Source organism: Microbacterium sp. MMO-56 (assembly GCF_037146215.1).
Classification (GTDB): domain Bacteria; phylum Actinomycetota; class Actinomycetes; order Actinomycetales; family Microbacteriaceae; genus Microbacterium.
In genome coordinates this window covers 352,566-369,762 of sequence record NZ_JBBCVW010000001.1, presented here as the reverse complement: position 1 = coordinate 369,762, position 17,197 = coordinate 352,566, and the positions used below count along the sequence as shown (strand labels likewise).

Sequence of the window (17,197 nt, the reverse complement as noted above, 5' to 3'; positions counted from 1 at the left end):
TGCGCGGGTGGTTCCGACGGATGCTGACACATCTGCGCCGGCCCGCGCGGGATGTGTGGCGCAATCTGTCGCTGTGCGCGGGTGGTTCCGACGGATGCTGACACATCTGCGCCGGCCCGCGCGGGATGTGTGGCGCAATCTGTCGCTGTGCGCGGGTGGTTCCGACGGATGCTGACACATCTGCGTCGACCCGCGCGGGATGTGTGGCGCAATCTGTCGCCGTGCGTGCCCGCATCCGACGGTTGGAGACATATCTGCGACGACGACGTGGGGGCCGTCGCCGCGGCCATCCAGCAGGCGTACTGACCTCGGCGGCCGCCGTCTGTGCGGCGGCCGCCGGGACGCCGCGTCACTCGAAGACGATCGTCGCCGTCTCGTCGTTCAGCACGATCACCGGGGTGATCGGCGACAGGCCCGCGGCCCGGATCCTCTCCGCGTCGAACCGCGCCAGCGGGTCGCCCGCCTCCACGTGATCACCGGTCTTCACGAGCGTCTCGAACCCGTCGCCCTTCATGCCCACCGTGTCGATCCCGATGTGGATCAGCAGTTCGGTGCCGTCGTCGAGGGCGAGTCCGATCGCATGCCCCGTCGGGAAGACGGATGCCACGGTGCCGGCCGCGGGTGCCACGACGGTGTCCCCCGTGGGATCGATGCCCAGGCCTGGCCCCATCGTCCCGCCCGCGAACATCGGGTCGGGCACCTCGGTGAGCGGGATCACCCGACCGGGCACCGGCTGGCGCAATGTCAGGCGCTTCGGCGCCCTGGCGCGGCTGCGCTGCTCCGCAGCGGCTCCGGCCGCCATCGCCGCCGCCGCCACGGTCGGCACCCCGAGCATCGTGGAGACCCCGGCGCTGAACCCCTGCTCCGCCGCCCCGCGACCCGGGAGGCCGGCCTCCGCCTCCGTGGCGGCCTCGATGCGCGCCGTGCGCCCGCTGATCAGGTCGTCCATCGCGTCCTTCACGAACTGCACGTTCAGGCCGTAGACGACCTGCACCGAGTGCTCACCGGTCTTGATCGTCCCGGCGGCGCCGGCGCGCTTCAGGGCGTGCTCGTCGACCTTGGAGGTGTCGGCGATCTCCATCCGCAGGCGCGTGGCGCAGTTGTCGACGTCGATGATGTTCGTCGCTCCCCCGAGGCCCGCGATGAACTTCTCCGCCGTGCCGTGATAGCCGCTGAGGCTCGTCGCGATGTTGTCGGCGTCCTGCGCGTCCTCGTCGTCTTCGCGGCCGGGGGTCTTCACGTTGAAGCGCTTGATCACGAACGAGAACGTGAAGAAGTAGATGAAGAACCAGCAGACGCCCATGATGAGGAGGATCCACGGGTTCTGCGCGAGCGGATTGGCCCACTGCAGCACCATGTCGATGAAGCCGCCGGAGAATCCGAACCCGAGCCTGGTCGGAAGCAGCGCCGCGATGCCGACGGAGATGCCGGTGAACACCGCGTGGATGAGGAACAGCCACGGCGCGACGAACATGAAGGCGAACTCGAGCGGCTCGGTCACGCCGACGAAGAAGGATGCGACAGCGGCCGACAGCATGATGCCGTAGGTCACCTTCTTGCGCTTCGTCTTGGCGGTCATGTACATCGCGAGGGCGGCGCCCGGCAGGCCGAACATCATCACCGGGAAGAACCCCGACATGTACTGACCCGTGACGCCGTAGACGCCGGCGCCGTTGTTGCCGGCGAGGAAGTTCACGAGATCGTTGATGCCGGCGACGTCGAACCAGAACACGGAGTTCAGCGCGTGGTGGAGACCCGTCGGGATGAGCAGCCGGTTGAAGAAGCCGTAGAGCCCGGCGCCGAAGGGCCCGAGCGTCGCGATCCACTCGCCGAAGGTGACGAGCGCGCCGTACACGACCGGCCAGATGAACATGAGGGCGACGGCGACGACGAGCGACAGCCCCGCCGTGACGATCGCGACCGACCTCTTGCCGGAGAAGAACGAGAGCGCGTCGGGGAGCTTCGTGTCCTTGAATCGGTTGTAGCACCACGCCCCGATGAGGCCCGCGATGATGCCGACGAACACGTTCTGCACCTTGCCGAAGGCGGGGTTGACGTCGGCGACGTCCGAGACGCCCTGCAGGTTCTGGATCGTCGCGGGGGCGAGGAGCGTCGTGATCGTGAGCCACGAGACGAGCCCGGCGAGCGCGGACGTGCCGTCGGTCTTGTTGGCCATCCCGATGGACACGCCCACCGCGAACAGGAGCGGCATGTTGTCCAGGAGGGCCCCGCCCGCGGCGCCCAGGAACGCCGAGACGACGTTGGCGCCGCCCGCGGCGGAGCTGATCCAGTAGGAGATGCCGGAGAGGATCGCGGCGACCGGCAGCACGGCCACCGGCAGCATGATCGATCGGCCCAGGCGTTGGAAGAAATTCATCGATTGTCTCCATCCGAGGGGTCAGAGGCCCGGGACCCGCATCAGCGACGATGCGCGCGCACGACGGCCGGACGTACAGGATCCTCTCAGCTTCGCTCTCCTTTTGCAAGGGGTCTGAACTAACCCCCTGGATCCGTGCGGATACGACGGCTCTCAGCGCCCGCGCCGGCGGCCGTCTGCGCGCTCCGCGGCCGCTTGCCGAACGGACCTGCTCCCCAGGACGGCGCGCGTGAGCGCGTGCACGGCGAACATCGCGGGCGCCGCGCTGATCGCGACGACGATGGATCCGGCATCCTGCTCGAGGCGCCCATGATCGCGGAGGACTCGCCGCGCCCAGAGCCAGAAGGGGATGACCACGACGGGCGCCGTCACCACGCCCGGAGTGTAGGCACAGCGCACCACGCTCGCCGCGAGGTGCGTGAAGCCGTGCGCACCGAAGGCCCACAGTGCGCCGCGGAACCACGGCGACCGTCCGCCCGTGGCTGCTCCCGCGGCGGCGACGGCGGCCATGATCGCGCCCATGATCGCGATGGCGAGGTTCACGTGGGTCTGGGACACTCCACTGGCGCGGAGGTCGGCCGGGACAGGCACCCGGCGGGGCAGGCGCGAGAGCACCGCGCGGGAGGTGTGCGACATGGTGACGAGCTCTTCCGCATCGTGCACCGCCCACGCGACGAAGAGGCCGAGACATGCCCGGGTCAGTATCCGCATGAGGCACCGCCACGATTTTAGTTGATACGCTACTGCCAGTAGCATAACTCTCATGAGGAGCGACGGCGAGAGGTGCGCATGACCGGCACGCGTGGGCGACCTCGTGAGCGACGGGTCGACGACGCCGTGCTCGATGCGACCATCGGGCTGTTGCATGCCCGCGGATACGCGGCGCTGCGGATCGACGACATCGCCACAGAGGCGAAGACGGCCAAGACCACGATCTATCGCCGATGGCCGAGCCTCGTCCACCTGGTCGTCGCCGCGATGGAGCGTGCTCTCGGCGATCGCGGGCTCTCGTCGACCGGGCATCTGGCGGCGGACCTGGATCGTCTGGTCGACGCGGGACTCGGCCCGTTCGGCGCCGGCGGCTCCCCCGTACTCGCGGTCGCACTGGACATCGACCGTCAGCGCGACGACGAACTTCGCAGCATCTACCGTCGACGCATCATCGATCCGGTCCGGGAACACGCCGTCGCACTGGTGACGGCGGCGATCCACCGGGGCGAGCTCGGCCCCGACGTCCACCCGCGAACCGCGGTCGACGCCGTCATCGGGGGGCTGATCTACCGCGCCGCGGTCCTCGCCGAGCCGGTGTCCGTCGAGGAGGCGAAGGAGTTCTGGAGGGATGTGCTCGGGATGAGACCGCCCCGCGCCCGGGACCGAGGCACGACGCACGACGCGGAGGTCTGACGCACCCGACCTGCGCCGTCGCAATCACGCCGCGGCGATGCGGGCGCGGTGCCGTCGGACCGCCGCGCGGTTGGCGCACCGTACGGAGCAGTATCTCTGGCGTCCATTGCGGGTGGTGTCGACGACGACCGCGGTGCAGGGATCGCCCGGCGCCTCCCCCGCTGCGCAGCGGTGCAGCCGATGCTGGCCCCGTGTCGTGAGGTGCAGCGCCGTCCCGACGCTGAAGACGGCCGAGAGGACCTCCGGCAGCGACCGCGCGTCGTCGTCGCGATAGTGCAGGTGCCAGCCCTCGTCGTCGTGGTCGGTGAGTCGGGGGTACGCCGATGCCTCCCTCATCTGGTCGTTCAGAAGGCGCGCGCGTCCGCGCGGATCCGTCTCGTCGACGACCCTCAGCCAGTCGTCGACGATCGCGCGGACGCGGGTGTGATCGTCCGCCTGCTCCGGGAACTCGACGGTCATCCCCTCGTCGCGAGTGCGCGCGACGATACCCGCGCGATCGGACGGCCAGTCGTTCGCGAGCGACGCGGCGAGAAGCACCGCGTACTCGCCGTAAGGGTTGAGATGCATAAGGGCATTACATCACGATGGCAGCATGACCGCCATCGCGCACTCCCAGCCCGTACCCGCGTCCACCTCGGCCACCTCGCCGCACGAGCACGGGTGGAGCGTCGAGTCGCGTCACTCGACGTCCGACGGCGTGATCCTCTACGTGCGGTGCACCTCGTGCGGAGTGCGGCGCGTCGATCGTGAGCATGGCCGGGGCACGCCGCCCACGGCCCTGAGCACGACGGCGCCGCGCGAACACCCCACCGGAGCCCCCGCACGCCGCCTCGCCGGCCTGGAGCACCTCGTCGAGCCGGTCACCACCGACCGGGCGCCCGTCCCTCCGTCAGGAACTCCGCGGTGACCGCGTAGAGCCGCTCGATCGCTTCGGGGACGAGCGTCTCGAAGAACGCGAAGGCGTGGATCATGCCCGATGCCACGATCAGCTCCGCTCGCGCACCCGCAGAGCGCATCCGTTCGACGTATCCGACGGCCTCCGAGGAGAGGGGGTCGTACTCCGCGGCGATCACGAGCGTCTCGGGCATGTCGGCCGAGAACGGCCCGAACAGCGGCGACGCCGCCCGACGGTCGACGCCCTCGAGGAAGTAGTGATCGAAGTACCACGCGACCCGCTCCGCCGAGAGGAAGTACCCCTCGGCGAACTCCCGGACGCTGTCACCGCTCATCGTGTAGTCGAGACTCGGATAGAGCAGCACCTGGCGTTCGATGGGAGACTCCCACTCGCCCCGCGCGGTCCGCATCGCGATGGATGCGAGTTTCGCCGCTCCCCCCGAATCGGCGACGGCGTACACGTGGCCCGCCGTCGCGACCCCGTCGACGGCGTCGTCGAGGTGACGGAGCACCCGGTAGACATCGGTCAATCCCTGCGGGAACGGCGCTTCGGGCGAGCGGCGGTAGTCCACCGACACGACCACCATGCCGGTCGCGACCGCCGTCCGCCGCGCGGACGCGTCGTACACGTCCAGGTCGCCCGCCATGTGTCCCCCGCCGTGGACGAAGAGGATGACGTCGCTGGCGATGTCGGGCCGCGGGACATAGACGCGGACGGGCACGGGGACGCTCCCGCCGGCGGCCCGGTCGAACACCCGGGCGACGGCGAGCGTGGGCAGCTCGAAGGCTCCCAGACCGGCGAGCGCTGCCCGAGCGGACTCCGGAGTGGGGACGACCCCGTCACGGGCGGCTTGGGCGACGAGCGGATTCAGCTCGTCGAGGTAGGTGCGGAACGCGGGATGCAGGCTCACGCGATCTCCTTCGACGCGTGGGGCGTCTGTCTGCGGAACCAACGCCAGATCAGGAACGTGCCGATCACGAAGGTCGATTCCACGATCACGATGAACACCAGTGGGACGGTGGAGACGGGAACGCCGTCCTGGAGCCCTCCGGTCGCGTCCGCTATCCATGCGAAGACCTGGATGATCACGACCGACCCGGCGTACGCGACGGCCCAGAAGATCGAGAAGGTCACGGCGATCTGCCGGGGGGACACACCCGGCCGGATGAATGCGAGCTGCACGAAGAACGGCATCGGGAAGAAGATCACCAGGCCGAGGATGACGCCGATCAGGGGTGCGAGGCGGTGGTCGGACAGGGACAACACCGCGGCGGCGGTCACGATCTGCGCCGCACCGCAGAACACGACGACGACGGGCTTCCTCGCGTTGGCGACGCGAGACGACACGATCGTCCCCGCCAGAGCACCGACGACGCCTGCGTACACGACCCACCGGATCGTCTGAGGATCCATGAACGTGAAGGCGACGATGTAGTAGGACAGCAGCCCTGTGTACGAGAGCGCGAACACCCAGTTGAACCACTCGCGGAACCCGTCCCGCATCGTGTACGACCCGTCCGTCACGGACACGGCGCGGCTCGCGCCGGCGAGCCCCCGACGCGCGATCACCAGCCACAGGATGAGCAGGATCGCCGAGAGGGCGGCCGCGAGCACGACGGCGAAGCCGGGGTCTCCCGCCAGCTGCATGCTGAAGGTCATGGCGACCGCGAGGCCGGTGTTGAACGCGACGGAGTTGACGCCGTTCGCGACCTGCAGCGCGCGGCCGGTCAGCAGACGTGCCACGATCCCCGACAGCAGCACGACCATCAGCGCGCCGCCGAGACCCAGGACGAAACGGATGAAGAAGATGAGCGGGAAGGCATCCGTGAGCGAGGCCAGCCCGCCGAACACGATGAGCCCCGATGCCAGGGTGAACGCGTGTCGCGGGCCGAGCCGGAGGAGGACGTTTGCCGCGACCACGCTCCCGATCACCTGAGCCAGGGTGATGGCGTTCGTCATCAACGCCGTCCGGGACGCGCTGAAGCCCAGGCTGCGCACATACAGGTCGCCCCAGTTCCAGGCCACCGCGAACAGCATGTAGCTGAGGAAGAGCATCGCCGAGAGGAGGAACTTGACCGTGCCGGACGCCTCGGGGGCGGTCGTCCTCGCCGGCATGGTCGACGAGTCGCTCATCGCAGGTCCCTCCTGTACGCGGTGGCAGCTCCTGTCGAGCGCGTCACGGATAGAAGCGTAGGACCCGCGGGGCCGCGGTTCCCGACACGCATCCCCACTTCTAGGGGGCGCCGTGTGGCGTTCCGCTCGGATCGTCGCACCTCCTCCTCCGACCCGCGTCCGAACGCCTCGGCACCCCACTACGCTCGCCCCGTGGATCCGACCGTCGCCACGGTGCTGATCCTGGTGTGCACCATCGCCGCCTTCATCAGCAATCGCCTTCCGCTCGGAGTGGTCGCGCTGGGTGTGACGGTGAGCCTTCACCTCACCGACGTCCCGACACTGCCGGAGGCCTTCGCCGGCTTCTGTGACCCCACGGTGATCTTCATCGCGTCGCTCTACGTGGTGAGCGAAGCACGTGATGCCACGGGCGTCACCGCCTGGGCCGGACAGGCTACTCGGCCGCGCCGCGATACGCCGTGGGGCTCTCTTCGTCATCGTCGCCCTGCTGACGGCAGCCGCCGATCGCCACCCCCGCGAACCTCATGGTGATGCAGCCCGGCGGCTATCGCTTCGGCGACGACGCGAGATTCGGGCTCCCGCTCGCCCTCTTCCTCCTCGCCGTCGCCGTACTGTACATGCCGGCGATCTGGCCGTTCACCCGGTGACACCGAAATCCCCTCGAACCGGGGGACGGTCCACCCCTGCCGAGTGCCGACGCCGCCCCTTGGAGAGTTCCCGCCGGAGCGGCGTCGGTCAGGGCCCACCCTGCCTCGGCGGGTTCAGTTCCATCGGGCGCGGGCGTCGAGCACGGTCTCCGGATCGGCAGCGGGGTCGATGCGACCGATCACCAGGTCGCCGGTCCGAGGGGAGTCCACCCCTTCGCCGAGCCAGAACCCCTCGCCGAGCACCGCGCCGCGGGCACCGGTGAGTTCGAGGGTGTCCCGGCCCCGCAGGGCGAGCGCCCAGCGGTAGTGGTCGGTGAGGCCCCGGAGGGGGCCATAGGCGGCGAGTGTCTCGTCGGGGGGTGCGGCGCGCCCGTCGAGGATGAGCGTGTCGACGGAGGATCCGGAGAATCTGCGGATCCAGTCGGCGAGGTAGACCGACGCGTTCTCGGCGTCGTCGGCGTCGAACTCCGGGTCGCGAGCCTCTCCCGCCACCGCCGCGAGCCACGCCCACGGCGACGCGATCTGCACCGCCACCGGCACCGGACTCGTCGCGGTGACCACACGGACCAGTGCGACCGCATCGTGGGCGAGGTCGTCGTCGGCCAGGAGCGCCCGCAGGGCGGCCGTAGGGTTCCGGGCACCGGACATCCGATCGGACAGCGGCCGCCGCGCCCGCAATTCCGTCTCGACATACGCCCCGAGATCGAGCAGGCTCAGGTCGGGGCGAAGCAGCGCGCCGACCTGAGCGAGCAGCCGCGCATGTGCGGTGGGCTCCCACGGCACGTCGGCTCCCTGCAGCAGGACACGCTGCGCGTACTCCCGTGCGTCCAGCAGCAGCCGGGGCGCCGCGCGGCCTGTCGCAGCGAGCGTCACGACTTCCTCGCAACGATCTCGCCGTGCCGTTCCTCCAGCTCACGGACGCGAGACTCGAGTTCCGAGATCTTCAGGTCGCGGCGATCGGGGACGAGGATGATCGGCAGCTCGTCGACCGGCGCGACGACGCGGCGCGCACCGTCGATGTCGTAGATCGTCGCGGTGAGCTCGGCGGCGTCATCGCCCCAGGATCCGTAGTAGGCGAGGGCCGCGGGCGGCTCATCCCGGACGAACTCCTCGACGAACTCGGCGTAGGGCTTCCCTCGGCGCAAGCGGGCGGCACGGGCCTGGCGACGCAGCTCCTCGGTGCCGTCGACATCGAGACGACGCGTCTGCGGGTCCCACGCCACAGCGAAGATGTCGGTGGCGACCGTGGTCGAGATGCGGCCGAGCTCGAGATCCTTCGCGACGGCAGCGGGGTCCCGGTCGAGCGGGTCGCCGTAGCCGCCGCCGGCGCCCTGCGAGATCATGTACAGCTCGCCGTCCTTCGCGACGTCGAACTGCAGCCCCATGTGGGCGGTCTGGTACGTGCCGCCCTCGAACGGACGCTCGTTCATGACCTTCTCCATCGAGAGGTCGAACGATCCGGGCCGGGTGCGGAACTCCTCGTACGCGTTGATCCCCTTGACCATCGCGAGCGGGTAGGTACCCGAACCGTAGCCGCCGAACTGGCCGTAGATCGACGAGAACTTCGCACCGCTGGTCACGGTCATGAAGCCCCACAGGGGCGTTCCCTCCGACGCGACGATCATCTCGTACCCCATGCCGCCGGTGTGTTTGCCGAACCCCATGTTGTCGCGCACGAGTCGCTTCGCGACCAGCTGCATGAACGGCACCTCCTCTTCCATCACCTCCTGCTCGGCGGTGTCCGCCATGGCGCAGAACAGCGGCGAGACGGCATCCTCCCCGTCTCGGAAGGCCTTGGCGCCGCCGGGCATGCCGTTGAGGTCGGCGCAGAGGTTGCCGAGCTGGTCGCCGTGCTGGTTGACGCCCCCCCAGAGGAACGTGTTGATCTGGTTGAACCACGGGGCGATGACGTTGGAGAACTTCTCCGGATTGGAGAACTGCAGCTTCGCCCACGGCGCCTGCAGCGCCGAGAACCCGCGGAAGGACGCCTGCAGCGACTGGCCCATCGGCGCGTCGTACGACGCGTCCGCCCACGTCCCCTCGTCGGAGATGATCTCGATCGGACTCATCGCCGAAGTGCAGCGGGGCAGGTCCGGCCACCAGAATGCGAGGATCGCCTGCATCATCATCGATTTCACGGAGCACAGCGGCGAGTTGATCGCCCGGTTCAGGATCTCGGGCCCGGTGCCGCGCAGGTCGATCGTCATCTGGTCGCCCGCGACGGTGATCGCACAGGCGAACTTGATGAGGATGTTCTCCTTCAGCGTCGAGTCCATGAACTGGTTGAACCGCACGGTGCCGTCGGGCAGCTCCGAGATCCGACGCCGCACCTCCGTCTCGACATCCTCGACGGTGATGCGCAGCGCCGCGACGAAGGTCTCGACGCCGACCTCGTCGATGATCGCATCGATGCGCTGCTTGATCCGGTTGACCGAGGCGATCTTCACTTTCAGGTCGGCTAGCTGCAGCTTCGGATCGCGCACCGAGTGCTGCAGGAAGGTGAGCAGGTCGCGACGCAGCTCGCCACGCTCGACGATCTTGAACGGACTCATCCGCAAGCCGTCGTCGAACGGCGTCTCCGACCCCGACGGCATGCCGCCCGGCTCACACGCGCCGTTCTCCCCCTCGTGGATGGTCGCGGCGACCCACGCGATGATCCGCCCGTCGCGCACCACCGGCATGATCATCGACTGATCGGTGTTGTGCACGTTCCCGTACCGCGCGTCGTTGTGGATGAACCCGTCGCCGTCGTGGATGCCGACGGTCGGCTCGTCCTTCCAGTACTTCATGATGTACCGGATAGGGTGGTGCAGAATCGCGCTGAAGGCGATCACCCCGTGGCACGAAAGATAGGTCACATCCCCTGCCGCGGTGTAGACGGCGGTGGTCAGATCGCCCCACTTCGCGCCCGGCGCGGCCCCCTGGGCCTCGCACATCTCGTAGCCCTCGTCGAGGGCGCCGGCGAGGCGCTTGCGGATGCGGTCGACCTCCAACGGATCCACCCCCCGCGCGATGAAGTCGTCCTCCATCTCGGACCGCGGGGCGATGTGGTGCGACCGCATGATCTCGGGGTCGGGCCCCAGGAACAGCGTCGTGTCGTCCATGAATTTGTCGACCCACTCCTGCTCGAGGGGGCTCAGCCCCGTGGTGCCGGTGGTGGGCTCGTCGATGATCGTCATCGATCTCTCCTTGCTCTGATTGTTCACTGATGGGATTCGGAGGCCGCCGCGGCCTCCGAGCTCAATCGCGCAGGAACCAGACCGCGCCCTGCGATGTGGGCTCCAGGCGCCACCCCGGTTCCACGAGGTAGGTCGTGTTCTCCGTGGTGACGATCGCCGGCCCGGGGATCACGTGGTCGTGGTGGATCGCCGACGCGTCGTAGATGGGTGCGTCGACCGGTTCGTCGTGCCCGGTCAGGTGGATGCGGCGCACCCCGACCGCGTCCGGGAGGATGCGCGGCCCGTCGTACTCAAGCGAAGCGAACTCGACCGTGTCTCCGGAGACGAAGGAGGCGACCCGCACGGTGCCGATGCGAATGCCGGCCTCGGGCGCGGCGCAGTTCGAGCCGAACCGGTGGCTGTACACGTCGCCGAACACCTTGGTGACGTGGAGCACATCGCCGACGCCGTGGAGACGGGTGATGTCGAGTGTCACCGCCTGGGTCAGCAGCTGGTTGCCGTACCGCATGTCCAGTTCGAGACGGTGCTCCACGTCGGCCGGGTCGAAGCCCTGCCGCACGAGATCCTCGCGCCCCTTGGCCTCCAGCTCTTCCACGAGCGCGTTGAACTCCGCGTACCTGTCGAAGAGCGTGCGGTTCGTCGCGTTGTAAAGCGTGATGTGCGCGCCGCGCTCGTGGAAGTGCATCTGGCTGAGGTTGCCGGCGCCGCAGGCGCTGAACACCGACGAGAACGGCGGCGCGAGCACGCGCCGGATGCCCGCCTTGTCGGCGATCCCGCACGCGTGCAAGGGGCCGTTGCCCCCGTAGGCGAGCATCGTGAAGTCCTCGGGCAGGTAGCCGCGCACGCGCAGCTCCTTGGCGATGCCGATCGCCATCTGCTCGTCGACGCCCTTCTTGATCTCCTTCGCCGCATCGATCACGTCGAGGTCGAGCGCATCGCACAGCTCTTCTTCGATGGCGAACCTCGCCCGCTTCACGTTCAGCGTGATGAAGCCGTTGGCGTAGTTCTCCGGGTCGAGGTAGCCCAGCAGCAGATCGGCGTCGGTGACGGTCGGCCTGAGGCCGCCGCGGTCGTAGCACGCCGGCCCCGGGTCGGATCCCGCAGATTCCGGTCCGAGCTTGACACCCTTGTGGATGCGGTCGTAGCTCGCGATCGAACCGCCGCCCGCCCCGAGGGTCAGCAGGTGCACCATGGGCACCGACACGAGCCAGCGATCGATGGTCGGCTGGAAGTCATAGTGCTTGACCCCGCTCTGCGGAACCAGGCCGATGTCGAACGACGTGCCGCCCATGTCGGTGGCGATGACCCCGCCGATGTCGGTCTTCGCCGACAGATGCTCGGCCGCGCTGACGCCGGCGATCGGACCCGAATGGATCGTCTGCAGCGCGTCGGTGGAGTTCATCTGCGCCATGCCGCCGGAGTTGTGCACGACGAGCATCGGCTTGTCGTACCCCGACCCGCGGAGGTTGTGTGCGAGCTGGCCCAGGGCGTGGAACATCGTCTCGTGGAGGAACGCGTCGACGATCGTCGAGGTCGCCCGGACATACTCTCCCTTGCGCCCGGAGACCTGGTGCCCGAGCAGAACCGGGATCGCACCCAGCTCGTGAGGCGGATACTCCTCGTGGATGATCTCCTGGATCCGTAGTTCGTGCTCCGGGTTCTCAGTGGCGTTGGTCAGAGAGACGACGAGCGCTTCGGCTCCGGCATCCACCAGCTCACGAACGCGCGCCCGCACGTCGTGTTCGTCGAGGGGTGCGACGACACCCCCCGCCGAGTTCACGCGCTCACGCACCGAACGGATCAGGTGACGCGGCACGAGCGGCTCCGGCCGCTCGGCGGCGGGAAGGTTCTGCTGCATCGAGGGGTCCAGTCCCTCGCCGTAGCCGCGGCCGCGCGAGAGCGGAATGGTGTCCTCGAAGCCGTGGGTCACCAGGGCGGCGACACGCGGCCCCTTCCGCTCGATGAGCGCGTTCGTCCCGAGGGTGGTGGCGTAGCGCACCGAGTCGACCCCCGAGAGCACGGTCTCACGATCGAGGCCGGCCCGCGAGCACGCGAGTTCGAGCGCCTCGTTGAAGCCGAGTGCCAGGTTGTGATGCGTGGTGAGCGCTTTGGCCTCGATGTACGAGTCGTCCCACACGAAGAAGCAGTCGGTGAACGTGCCGCCGATGTCGACGGAGATGCGGCGCATCAGCGCACACCCCCCTCGATGAGACGGGCGCGCAGCGGCGCACCCCCGGTGTGCTCCTGTACGTCCTCGCCCGGACCGTAGGCGATGACGGTTTCGGGGTCGACACCGCGCTCATCCCACTGGGCGCGGATCGCATCGATGTCCCACTCCATGTCGACGACGGGCGGATGCCCGGGCGGCACGTACTCCGTCTCGAGCTGCGTCGCGCAGGTCGGACAGTAGTACTCCAGGATGCGGCAGTAGTCGGGGTCGGGTGAGAACGTGTACTCGTAGCGCTCCGGGTCGATGATCGGCTGATGGATCTCCCGGGGGTCGCGGTCGTAGACGAGCGTGCCCTCCTTGTAGTTGCCGCGCGCACTCCCGAAGTCGTGGTCGCAGCGCCGGCAGCGCCAGCTCTCGTCGTCGAAGTCGATGTACAGGTACTCCGTCATCGGGATCTTCATGTCATTCCTCATTTCCTCGTTGAAACGGAACAGGTCGTGGTGGGGGTGTGGGTCGATGTCAGTGGTCGCGCTCCAGCAGGAGGTCGCCGCCGGCAGTGACGCTCAGCGTCCAGCTCTCGAGCACACGGGCGGTGAAGAACGGCCCCTCGACGATCGCGGGGCCCGCGGCGGTCGCCCCCGGCTGCAGGTCGTCGAGCCGGAAAACCGGCACGTCGTCGACCCGGTCCGCGCCCGATCGGACCCGGCGGGTGTGCACGGGCAGAGCGACGCTGCGCGCGACCGCGACGTCGCGCGCGATCGTCGCCTGAGGCAGCGCCGCTGCGACATCCAGCCGGAGAAGGAGCGCGTGACCGGGAACGGGAGTGGGAAGGTCGTCCGGGTCGTACGGCACGGCCTCCTCGTGATCCCCGAGCTCGTTCTCGCGCTCGACACTCCACACGAGGCGGCACTGGTCGAGCGGGTACCCCTCCTGGAACATGTCGCGCTCGGCACGAGCGGTCAGGACGCGTCGCTGAGCTTCGAAGGCCGCGGCATCCGGACGCTCCACCGCCGTCTCGTAGGTGCGGCCGATGTCGCTGAACCCGATGCCGAACGCCGAGAAGACCGCGGCCAGGCGGGGGACGATGATGCGGCGGATGCCGACGAGCTGCGCCGAACCGCACGCGCTCATCGGGCCGGCGCCGCCGAATGCGGCGAGCGTCGTGTCACCGTCGGCGAGGTCGACGAACGCCTCGGCCATGCGGGCGACGTACGCCTGCTCCATCTGCACGAGCGCCTCCTCCAGACTGATCCCGAGCGGGTCGGCGACGCGTGCCCGGACGACCGCCTCGGCGCGAGCCGCGTCGAGGGCGAATCCGCCGTCGAGGTAGGTGCCGGCATCCAGGATCCCGAGCAGAAGGTTCACGTCGGTGATCGTGGCCCGAGTGCCGCCGAACCCGAAGCATGCGGGTCCGGGAGCGGCCCCCACGCTCTCCGGTCCGACCTGGATGCGGCCGTCCACGACCTCGATGATGCTCGAGCCGCCGACGCCGCTGGAGTGCACCTCGCTCAGCGGATACGACACCGGCGCCCCCTCCACTCGCCCACGTCGGGCGGTGGCGATGCCCGCGGCGTCGACGACCCCCACGTCGGTCGTCGTTCCGCCGACATCGACCATCAGCACCCGCGCGAAACCGTAGGCGTCGGCGATTGCCCTCGTCCCCTCGAGTCCGCCGCGCGGACCGGACGAGTAGGTCTTCAGCGCCACCGATTTGGCGACGCGCGACGAGGCGCCGTCGTTGCGGTACACCAGCAGGGGGTTCTGCACCTTGTGGGCGCGCAGACGCTCCTCCGTGCTGTAGAGGAAGCGTTCGATGACCGGGTGCAGGAACGAGTTCAGCAGCGCTGACCATACGCGACGGTCGCGACGGGAGTCGTCCACGAAGTCCCACGAGTACAGGAGCGGCACGCTCCCCAGCAGATGCCGGGGGAACGTTCGCAGCAGGATGGCGCGGAGACGGCGCTCGGTCTCGCCGCGGTCCTCGCCGACCGCCACGACGATGCGCGCCGCGCCGGCGTTGATGAGCCTGTTGACCTCGGCGATCGCGGCCTGTTCGAGTGCGTCATCCGCCACAGCGGTATCGATGACCGCGATCCGGCCGCCCAGCAGGTCGTCGAACAGCCCCTCCTCGTCCGCCGCACCGCGCAGCTCGTCCACGATCGCGGCGTCGTCGACGAGCAGGCCGAGCTCGGGTCCCTTGCGTTCGACGAGGGCGTTCGTCCCCTGCGTCGTCGAATAGCGGATGTGGCGGGTGTCGTGCAGGGCGCGCTGAAGGTCGGGTTCGCCGTAGAGCTCGCGCGACGCCTTCGTGATGCCGTCGAACAGGCACTGCGAGAGGTCGAACGGCGTGGTGAGCGTCTTCGTGAAGGTGAACTGGGCCCCGTCCCACACGCACACGTCGGTGAGCGTTCCGCCGTTGTCGATGTTGATCAGCATGTTCATGGTGACTCCGTCGTCGGGCCCGGCCCTGTCGCCGGGTGAGAGCGATCATCACCCGCGTCTCACGGGCGTCGACTGTCTCAATTCGATACAGTCCGAGCACGCAGGCGAACGCGACAATGGTGATCGGATGGCAGAATCGACAGTCACCGACTGATCGAGCACGACGAAGTGCGAACGGGTGTGATCGTGGAACAGACGCACAATCGGCGACTCGAGATCGCCGCTGCGCGCGCGGTGTTCCTGGAACAGGGCACACCGGCGGACGAGGTACGCCCGGTCGTGGCCGCATCCTGGCAGCGCAGCCGGTCTCTCGGAGTCGACGCGCTGACGTCGGCGCCCGGCTACCACACCGACCTCGACACCGACGGGCGACTGGTGTCGGCAGCGCGCCCCGTGCTGGACCGGCTCGCCGACGAGGTCGCGGAGCTCGCGCTCAGCATCGCGCTCACCGACGCGAGCTCACGTCTGCTCCTGCGCGTCGATACCGAACAGCGCATCGGACGACTGCTGGACTCGGTGCACTTCGCGCCGGGGTTCGACTACGGCGAGTCCGCCGTGGGGACGAACGGCGTGGGGACGGCTTTCGAGTCGCGTCAGCCGGTGACGATCAGCGGCCCCGAGCACTTCGCCGAACGGCTGCAGGCGTTCTCCTGCACCGGAGCACCCATCCGGGACCCGCTCTCCGGCCGCGTCGCGGGTGTTCTGGACATCACCTGTCTCTTCGAGGACTCGTCGCCCGTCCTGCGCTCCCTGGTCCGGGCCACGACCAGCGAGATCGAACGGCTCCTCCTGGTGGACCGGGGCTTCGAGCAGCAGGCGGTCTTCGACGCGTACACCCGCATCGCGACGCGTTCCAAGGGCGCCGTCGGCGCCGTCGGTCTCACGGTGCTCCTCGCCGACCACACGATGCACGATCAGTTCAGCCCCGCCGAGTACGAGGAACTGCGCACTCATGCGCGCTACCTCGCGGATCGCAGCGAACGCGCCGAGGACGACATCCAGCTCAGCAGCGGGACACGGGTGCACCTGCGCGCGCAGCGAGTGACCGCCCGGGAACGGGCCGTGGGAGTCGTCTTCGACGTCTTCCGTCTGTCCGACGCGTCCGCGGCGGACGCGGCGGCTCTGACGGCTCCGACCACGGCGAGCCCGGGTTGGCGACGCGCCGAGGCGGACGTCACGACGGCGATCCGGTCGTCGTCGCCCGTCGTCGTGGCAGGCGAAGCTGCCACGGGAAAGGCCACGCTCGTCGCGGACGCGTTCCGCGGCGCGCATCCCACCGGCACGGTCGAGGTCGTCGACTCCCCCGCGCGCGCGGAGGCGCTCGCCGATGAGCTGCCGCACCGGGAGTCCGCCACCCTGGTGCTCATCAGGCGGTTGGACGGCTGGGACGCTGCGTCCGCAGCGTCGATCGCGCGGCTGGCGGAAGCCGCCGGCCCCCCGCACATGCTGGCGGCCACGTTCACCGGATCCGACGGCGACGGCCGCCATGCCGCGCTGCTGCAGGTCTTCGTCGCATCCGTGGTCGTGCCCCCGCTACGGCATCGCACCCACGACCTTCCGCAGCTCGTAGACGCCGCGCTGAGCGGCATGAGCCGTCCGCGCGGACTGTCGCCCCGCGCACTGCGGGCGCTCGCGAACCACGATTGGCCCGGCAACCTCGTGGAGCTGCATGAGGTGCTCCGGTGCGCCGCGTCGCGACGACCCGCCGGTGCGATCGAACTCCACGACCTCCCCGAGTCGCTCTCCGCCCGCGCACCGCGCCGGCTCAGCACGATGGAGTCGTCCGAACGCGACCTGATCGTCGCCGCGCTGCGCGACACCGAGGGCAACCGGCTGCGCGCGGCGTCGCAGCTCGGCATCAGCCGCGCGACGCTGTACCGCAAGATCGGCCAGTACGGAATCGCCCTCTAGCGCGAGAAAGCCCGGCCGAAGGCCGGGCTTTCTCGCGCT

At 69.1% G+C, this 17,197-nt stretch carries 15 protein-coding genes; 5 read left to right on the top strand and 10 right to left on the bottom strand.

The features are described from left to right. Positions 1–349: 349 nt before the first annotated feature. Positions 350–2,377, bottom strand: coding sequence for an N-acetylglucosamine-specific PTS transporter subunit IIBC (nagE, locus tag WFI00_RS01730; protein WP_336631160.1), 2,028 nt, complete (start codon positions 2,375–2,377; stop codon positions 350–352). A gap of 153 nt (positions 2,378–2,530) precedes the next feature. Continuing rightward, a complete protein-coding gene (locus WFI00_RS01725) occupies positions 2,531–3,088 on the bottom strand; it encodes an HXXEE domain-containing protein (protein ID WP_336631161.1) in 558 nt (185 codons plus the stop codon). A gap of 78 nt (positions 3,089–3,166) precedes the next feature. Between WFI00_RS01725 and WFI00_RS01720 the strand changes: the two genes are divergently transcribed. Beyond that, complete coding sequence (locus tag WFI00_RS01720) at positions 3,167–3,781, top strand: TetR/AcrR family transcriptional regulator (RefSeq protein ID WP_336631162.1); 615 nt, start codon at positions 3,167–3,169, stop codon at positions 3,779–3,781. 24 nt (positions 3,782–3,805) lie between these two features. Here the strand turns inward: WFI00_RS01720 and WFI00_RS01715 are convergent, their stop codons facing one another. Further along, complete coding sequence (locus WFI00_RS01715; RefSeq protein ID WP_336631163.1) at positions 3,806–4,348, bottom strand: CGNR zinc finger domain-containing protein; 543 nt, start codon at positions 4,346–4,348, stop codon at positions 3,806–3,808. Positions 4,349–4,373: 25 nt separating this feature from the next. Between WFI00_RS01715 and WFI00_RS01710 the strand changes: the two genes are divergently transcribed. After that, the gene (locus WFI00_RS01710; RefSeq protein ID WP_336631164.1) at positions 4,374–4,688 is read left to right on the top strand and encodes a hypothetical protein; all 315 of its coding nucleotides are present in this window, start codon (positions 4,374–4,376) and stop codon (positions 4,686–4,688) included. Here the strand turns inward: WFI00_RS01710 and WFI00_RS01705 are convergent. After that, positions 4,642–5,586, bottom strand: coding sequence for an alpha/beta hydrolase (locus WFI00_RS01705; protein WP_336631165.1), 945 nt, complete (start codon positions 5,584–5,586; stop codon positions 4,642–4,644). The genes WFI00_RS01710 and WFI00_RS01705 overlap by 47 nt on opposite strands. Beyond that, entirely contained in the window at positions 5,583–6,809 is a 1,227-nt protein-coding gene (locus WFI00_RS01700) for an MFS transporter (RefSeq protein ID WP_336631166.1), read from the bottom strand. The genes WFI00_RS01705 and WFI00_RS01700 overlap by 4 nt, the downstream gene beginning before the upstream one ends. Positions 6,810–7,001: 192 nt before the next feature. Between WFI00_RS01700 and WFI00_RS01695 the strand changes: the two genes are divergently transcribed. Then, positions 7,002–7,340, top strand: coding sequence for an SLC13 family permease (locus WFI00_RS01695; RefSeq protein ID WP_336631167.1), 339 nt, complete (start codon positions 7,002–7,004; stop codon positions 7,338–7,340). Continuing rightward, complete coding sequence (locus WFI00_RS01690; protein ID WP_336631168.1) at positions 7,334–7,456, top strand: hypothetical protein; 123 nt, start codon at positions 7,334–7,336, stop codon at positions 7,454–7,456. The genes WFI00_RS01695 and WFI00_RS01690 overlap by 7 nt, the downstream gene beginning before the upstream one ends. A 114-nt stretch (positions 7,457–7,570) precedes the next feature. Here the strand turns inward: WFI00_RS01690 and WFI00_RS01685 are convergent, their stop codons facing one another. The 5 genes from WFI00_RS01685 to WFI00_RS01665 form a co-directional block, all read right to left on the bottom strand. Beyond that, on the bottom strand, positions 7,571–8,329 hold the full coding sequence (locus WFI00_RS01685) for a hypothetical protein (protein ID WP_336631169.1): 759 nt from the start codon (positions 8,327–8,329) through the stop codon (positions 7,571–7,573). Next, positions 8,326–10,635 carry a hydantoinase B/oxoprolinase family protein gene (locus WFI00_RS01680; RefSeq protein WP_336631170.1) on the bottom strand — a complete coding sequence of 770 codons (2,310 nt, stop codon included), beginning with the start codon at positions 10,633–10,635 and terminating at the stop codon, positions 8,326–8,328. The genes WFI00_RS01685 and WFI00_RS01680 overlap by 4 nt, the downstream gene beginning before the upstream one ends. A gap of 61 nt (positions 10,636–10,696) precedes the next feature. Further along, positions 10,697–12,823 carry a hydantoinase/oxoprolinase family protein gene (locus tag WFI00_RS01675; protein WP_336631171.1) on the bottom strand — a complete coding sequence of 709 codons (2,127 nt, stop codon included), beginning with the start codon at positions 12,821–12,823 and terminating at the stop codon, positions 10,697–10,699. Continuing rightward, on the bottom strand, positions 12,823–13,266 hold the full coding sequence (locus tag WFI00_RS01670) for an acetone carboxylase subunit gamma (protein ID WP_336631172.1): 444 nt from the start codon (positions 13,264–13,266) through the stop codon (positions 12,823–12,825). Before WFI00_RS01670 ends, WFI00_RS01675 begins: the two co-directional genes overlap by 1 nt. Positions 13,267–13,324: 58 nt before the next feature. Then, entirely contained in the window at positions 13,325–15,247 is a 1,923-nt protein-coding gene (locus WFI00_RS01665; protein ID WP_336631173.1) for a hydantoinase/oxoprolinase family protein, read from the bottom strand. A 186-nt stretch (positions 15,248–15,433) separates the two neighbouring features. Here WFI00_RS01665 and WFI00_RS01660 point away from each other — a divergent pair, with 186 nt between their 5' ends. After that, positions 15,434–17,158, top strand: coding sequence for a sigma-54-dependent Fis family transcriptional regulator (locus WFI00_RS01660; RefSeq protein WP_336631174.1), 1,725 nt, complete (start codon positions 15,434–15,436; stop codon positions 17,156–17,158). Positions 17,159–17,197: the final 39 nt, after the last annotated feature.

What these genes read in the sequence shown, in the direction of transcription:
- nagE (WP_336631160.1), bottom strand. Translation starts at nt 2,377, where the DNA reads ATGAATTTCTTCCAACGCCTGGGCCGATCGATCATGCTGCCGGTGGCC.
- WFI00_RS01725 (WP_336631161.1), bottom strand. Translation starts at nt 3,088, where the DNA reads ATGCGGATACTGACCCGGGCATGTCTCGGCCTCTTCGTCGCGTGGGCG.
- WFI00_RS01720 (WP_336631162.1), top strand. Translation starts at nt 3,167, where the DNA reads ATGACCGGCACGCGTGGGCGACCTCGTGAGCGACGGGTCGACGACGCC.
- WFI00_RS01715 (WP_336631163.1), bottom strand. Translation starts at nt 4,348, where the DNA reads ATGCATCTCAACCCTTACGGCGAGTACGCGGTGCTTCTCGCCGCGTCG.
- WFI00_RS01710 (WP_336631164.1), top strand. Translation starts at nt 4,374, where the DNA reads ATGACCGCCATCGCGCACTCCCAGCCCGTACCCGCGTCCACCTCGGCC.
- WFI00_RS01700 (WP_336631166.1), bottom strand. Translation starts at nt 6,809, where the DNA reads ATGAGCGACTCGTCGACCATGCCGGCGAGGACGACCGCCCCCGAGGCG.
- WFI00_RS01690 (WP_336631168.1), top strand. Translation starts at nt 7,334, where the DNA reads ATGGTGATGCAGCCCGGCGGCTATCGCTTCGGCGACGACGCGAGATTC.
- WFI00_RS01680 (WP_336631170.1), bottom strand. Translation starts at nt 10,635, where the DNA reads ATGACGATCATCGACGAGCCCACCACCGGCACCACGGGGCTGAGCCCC.
- WFI00_RS01675 (WP_336631171.1), bottom strand. Translation starts at nt 12,823, where the DNA reads ATGCGCCGCATCTCCGTCGACATCGGCGGCACGTTCACCGACTGCTTC.
- WFI00_RS01670 (WP_336631172.1), bottom strand. Translation starts at nt 13,266, where the DNA reads ATGAAGATCCCGATGACGGAGTACCTGTACATCGACTTCGACGACGAG.
- WFI00_RS01665 (WP_336631173.1), bottom strand. Translation starts at nt 15,247, where the DNA reads ATGAACATGCTGATCAACATCGACAACGGCGGAACGCTCACCGACGTG.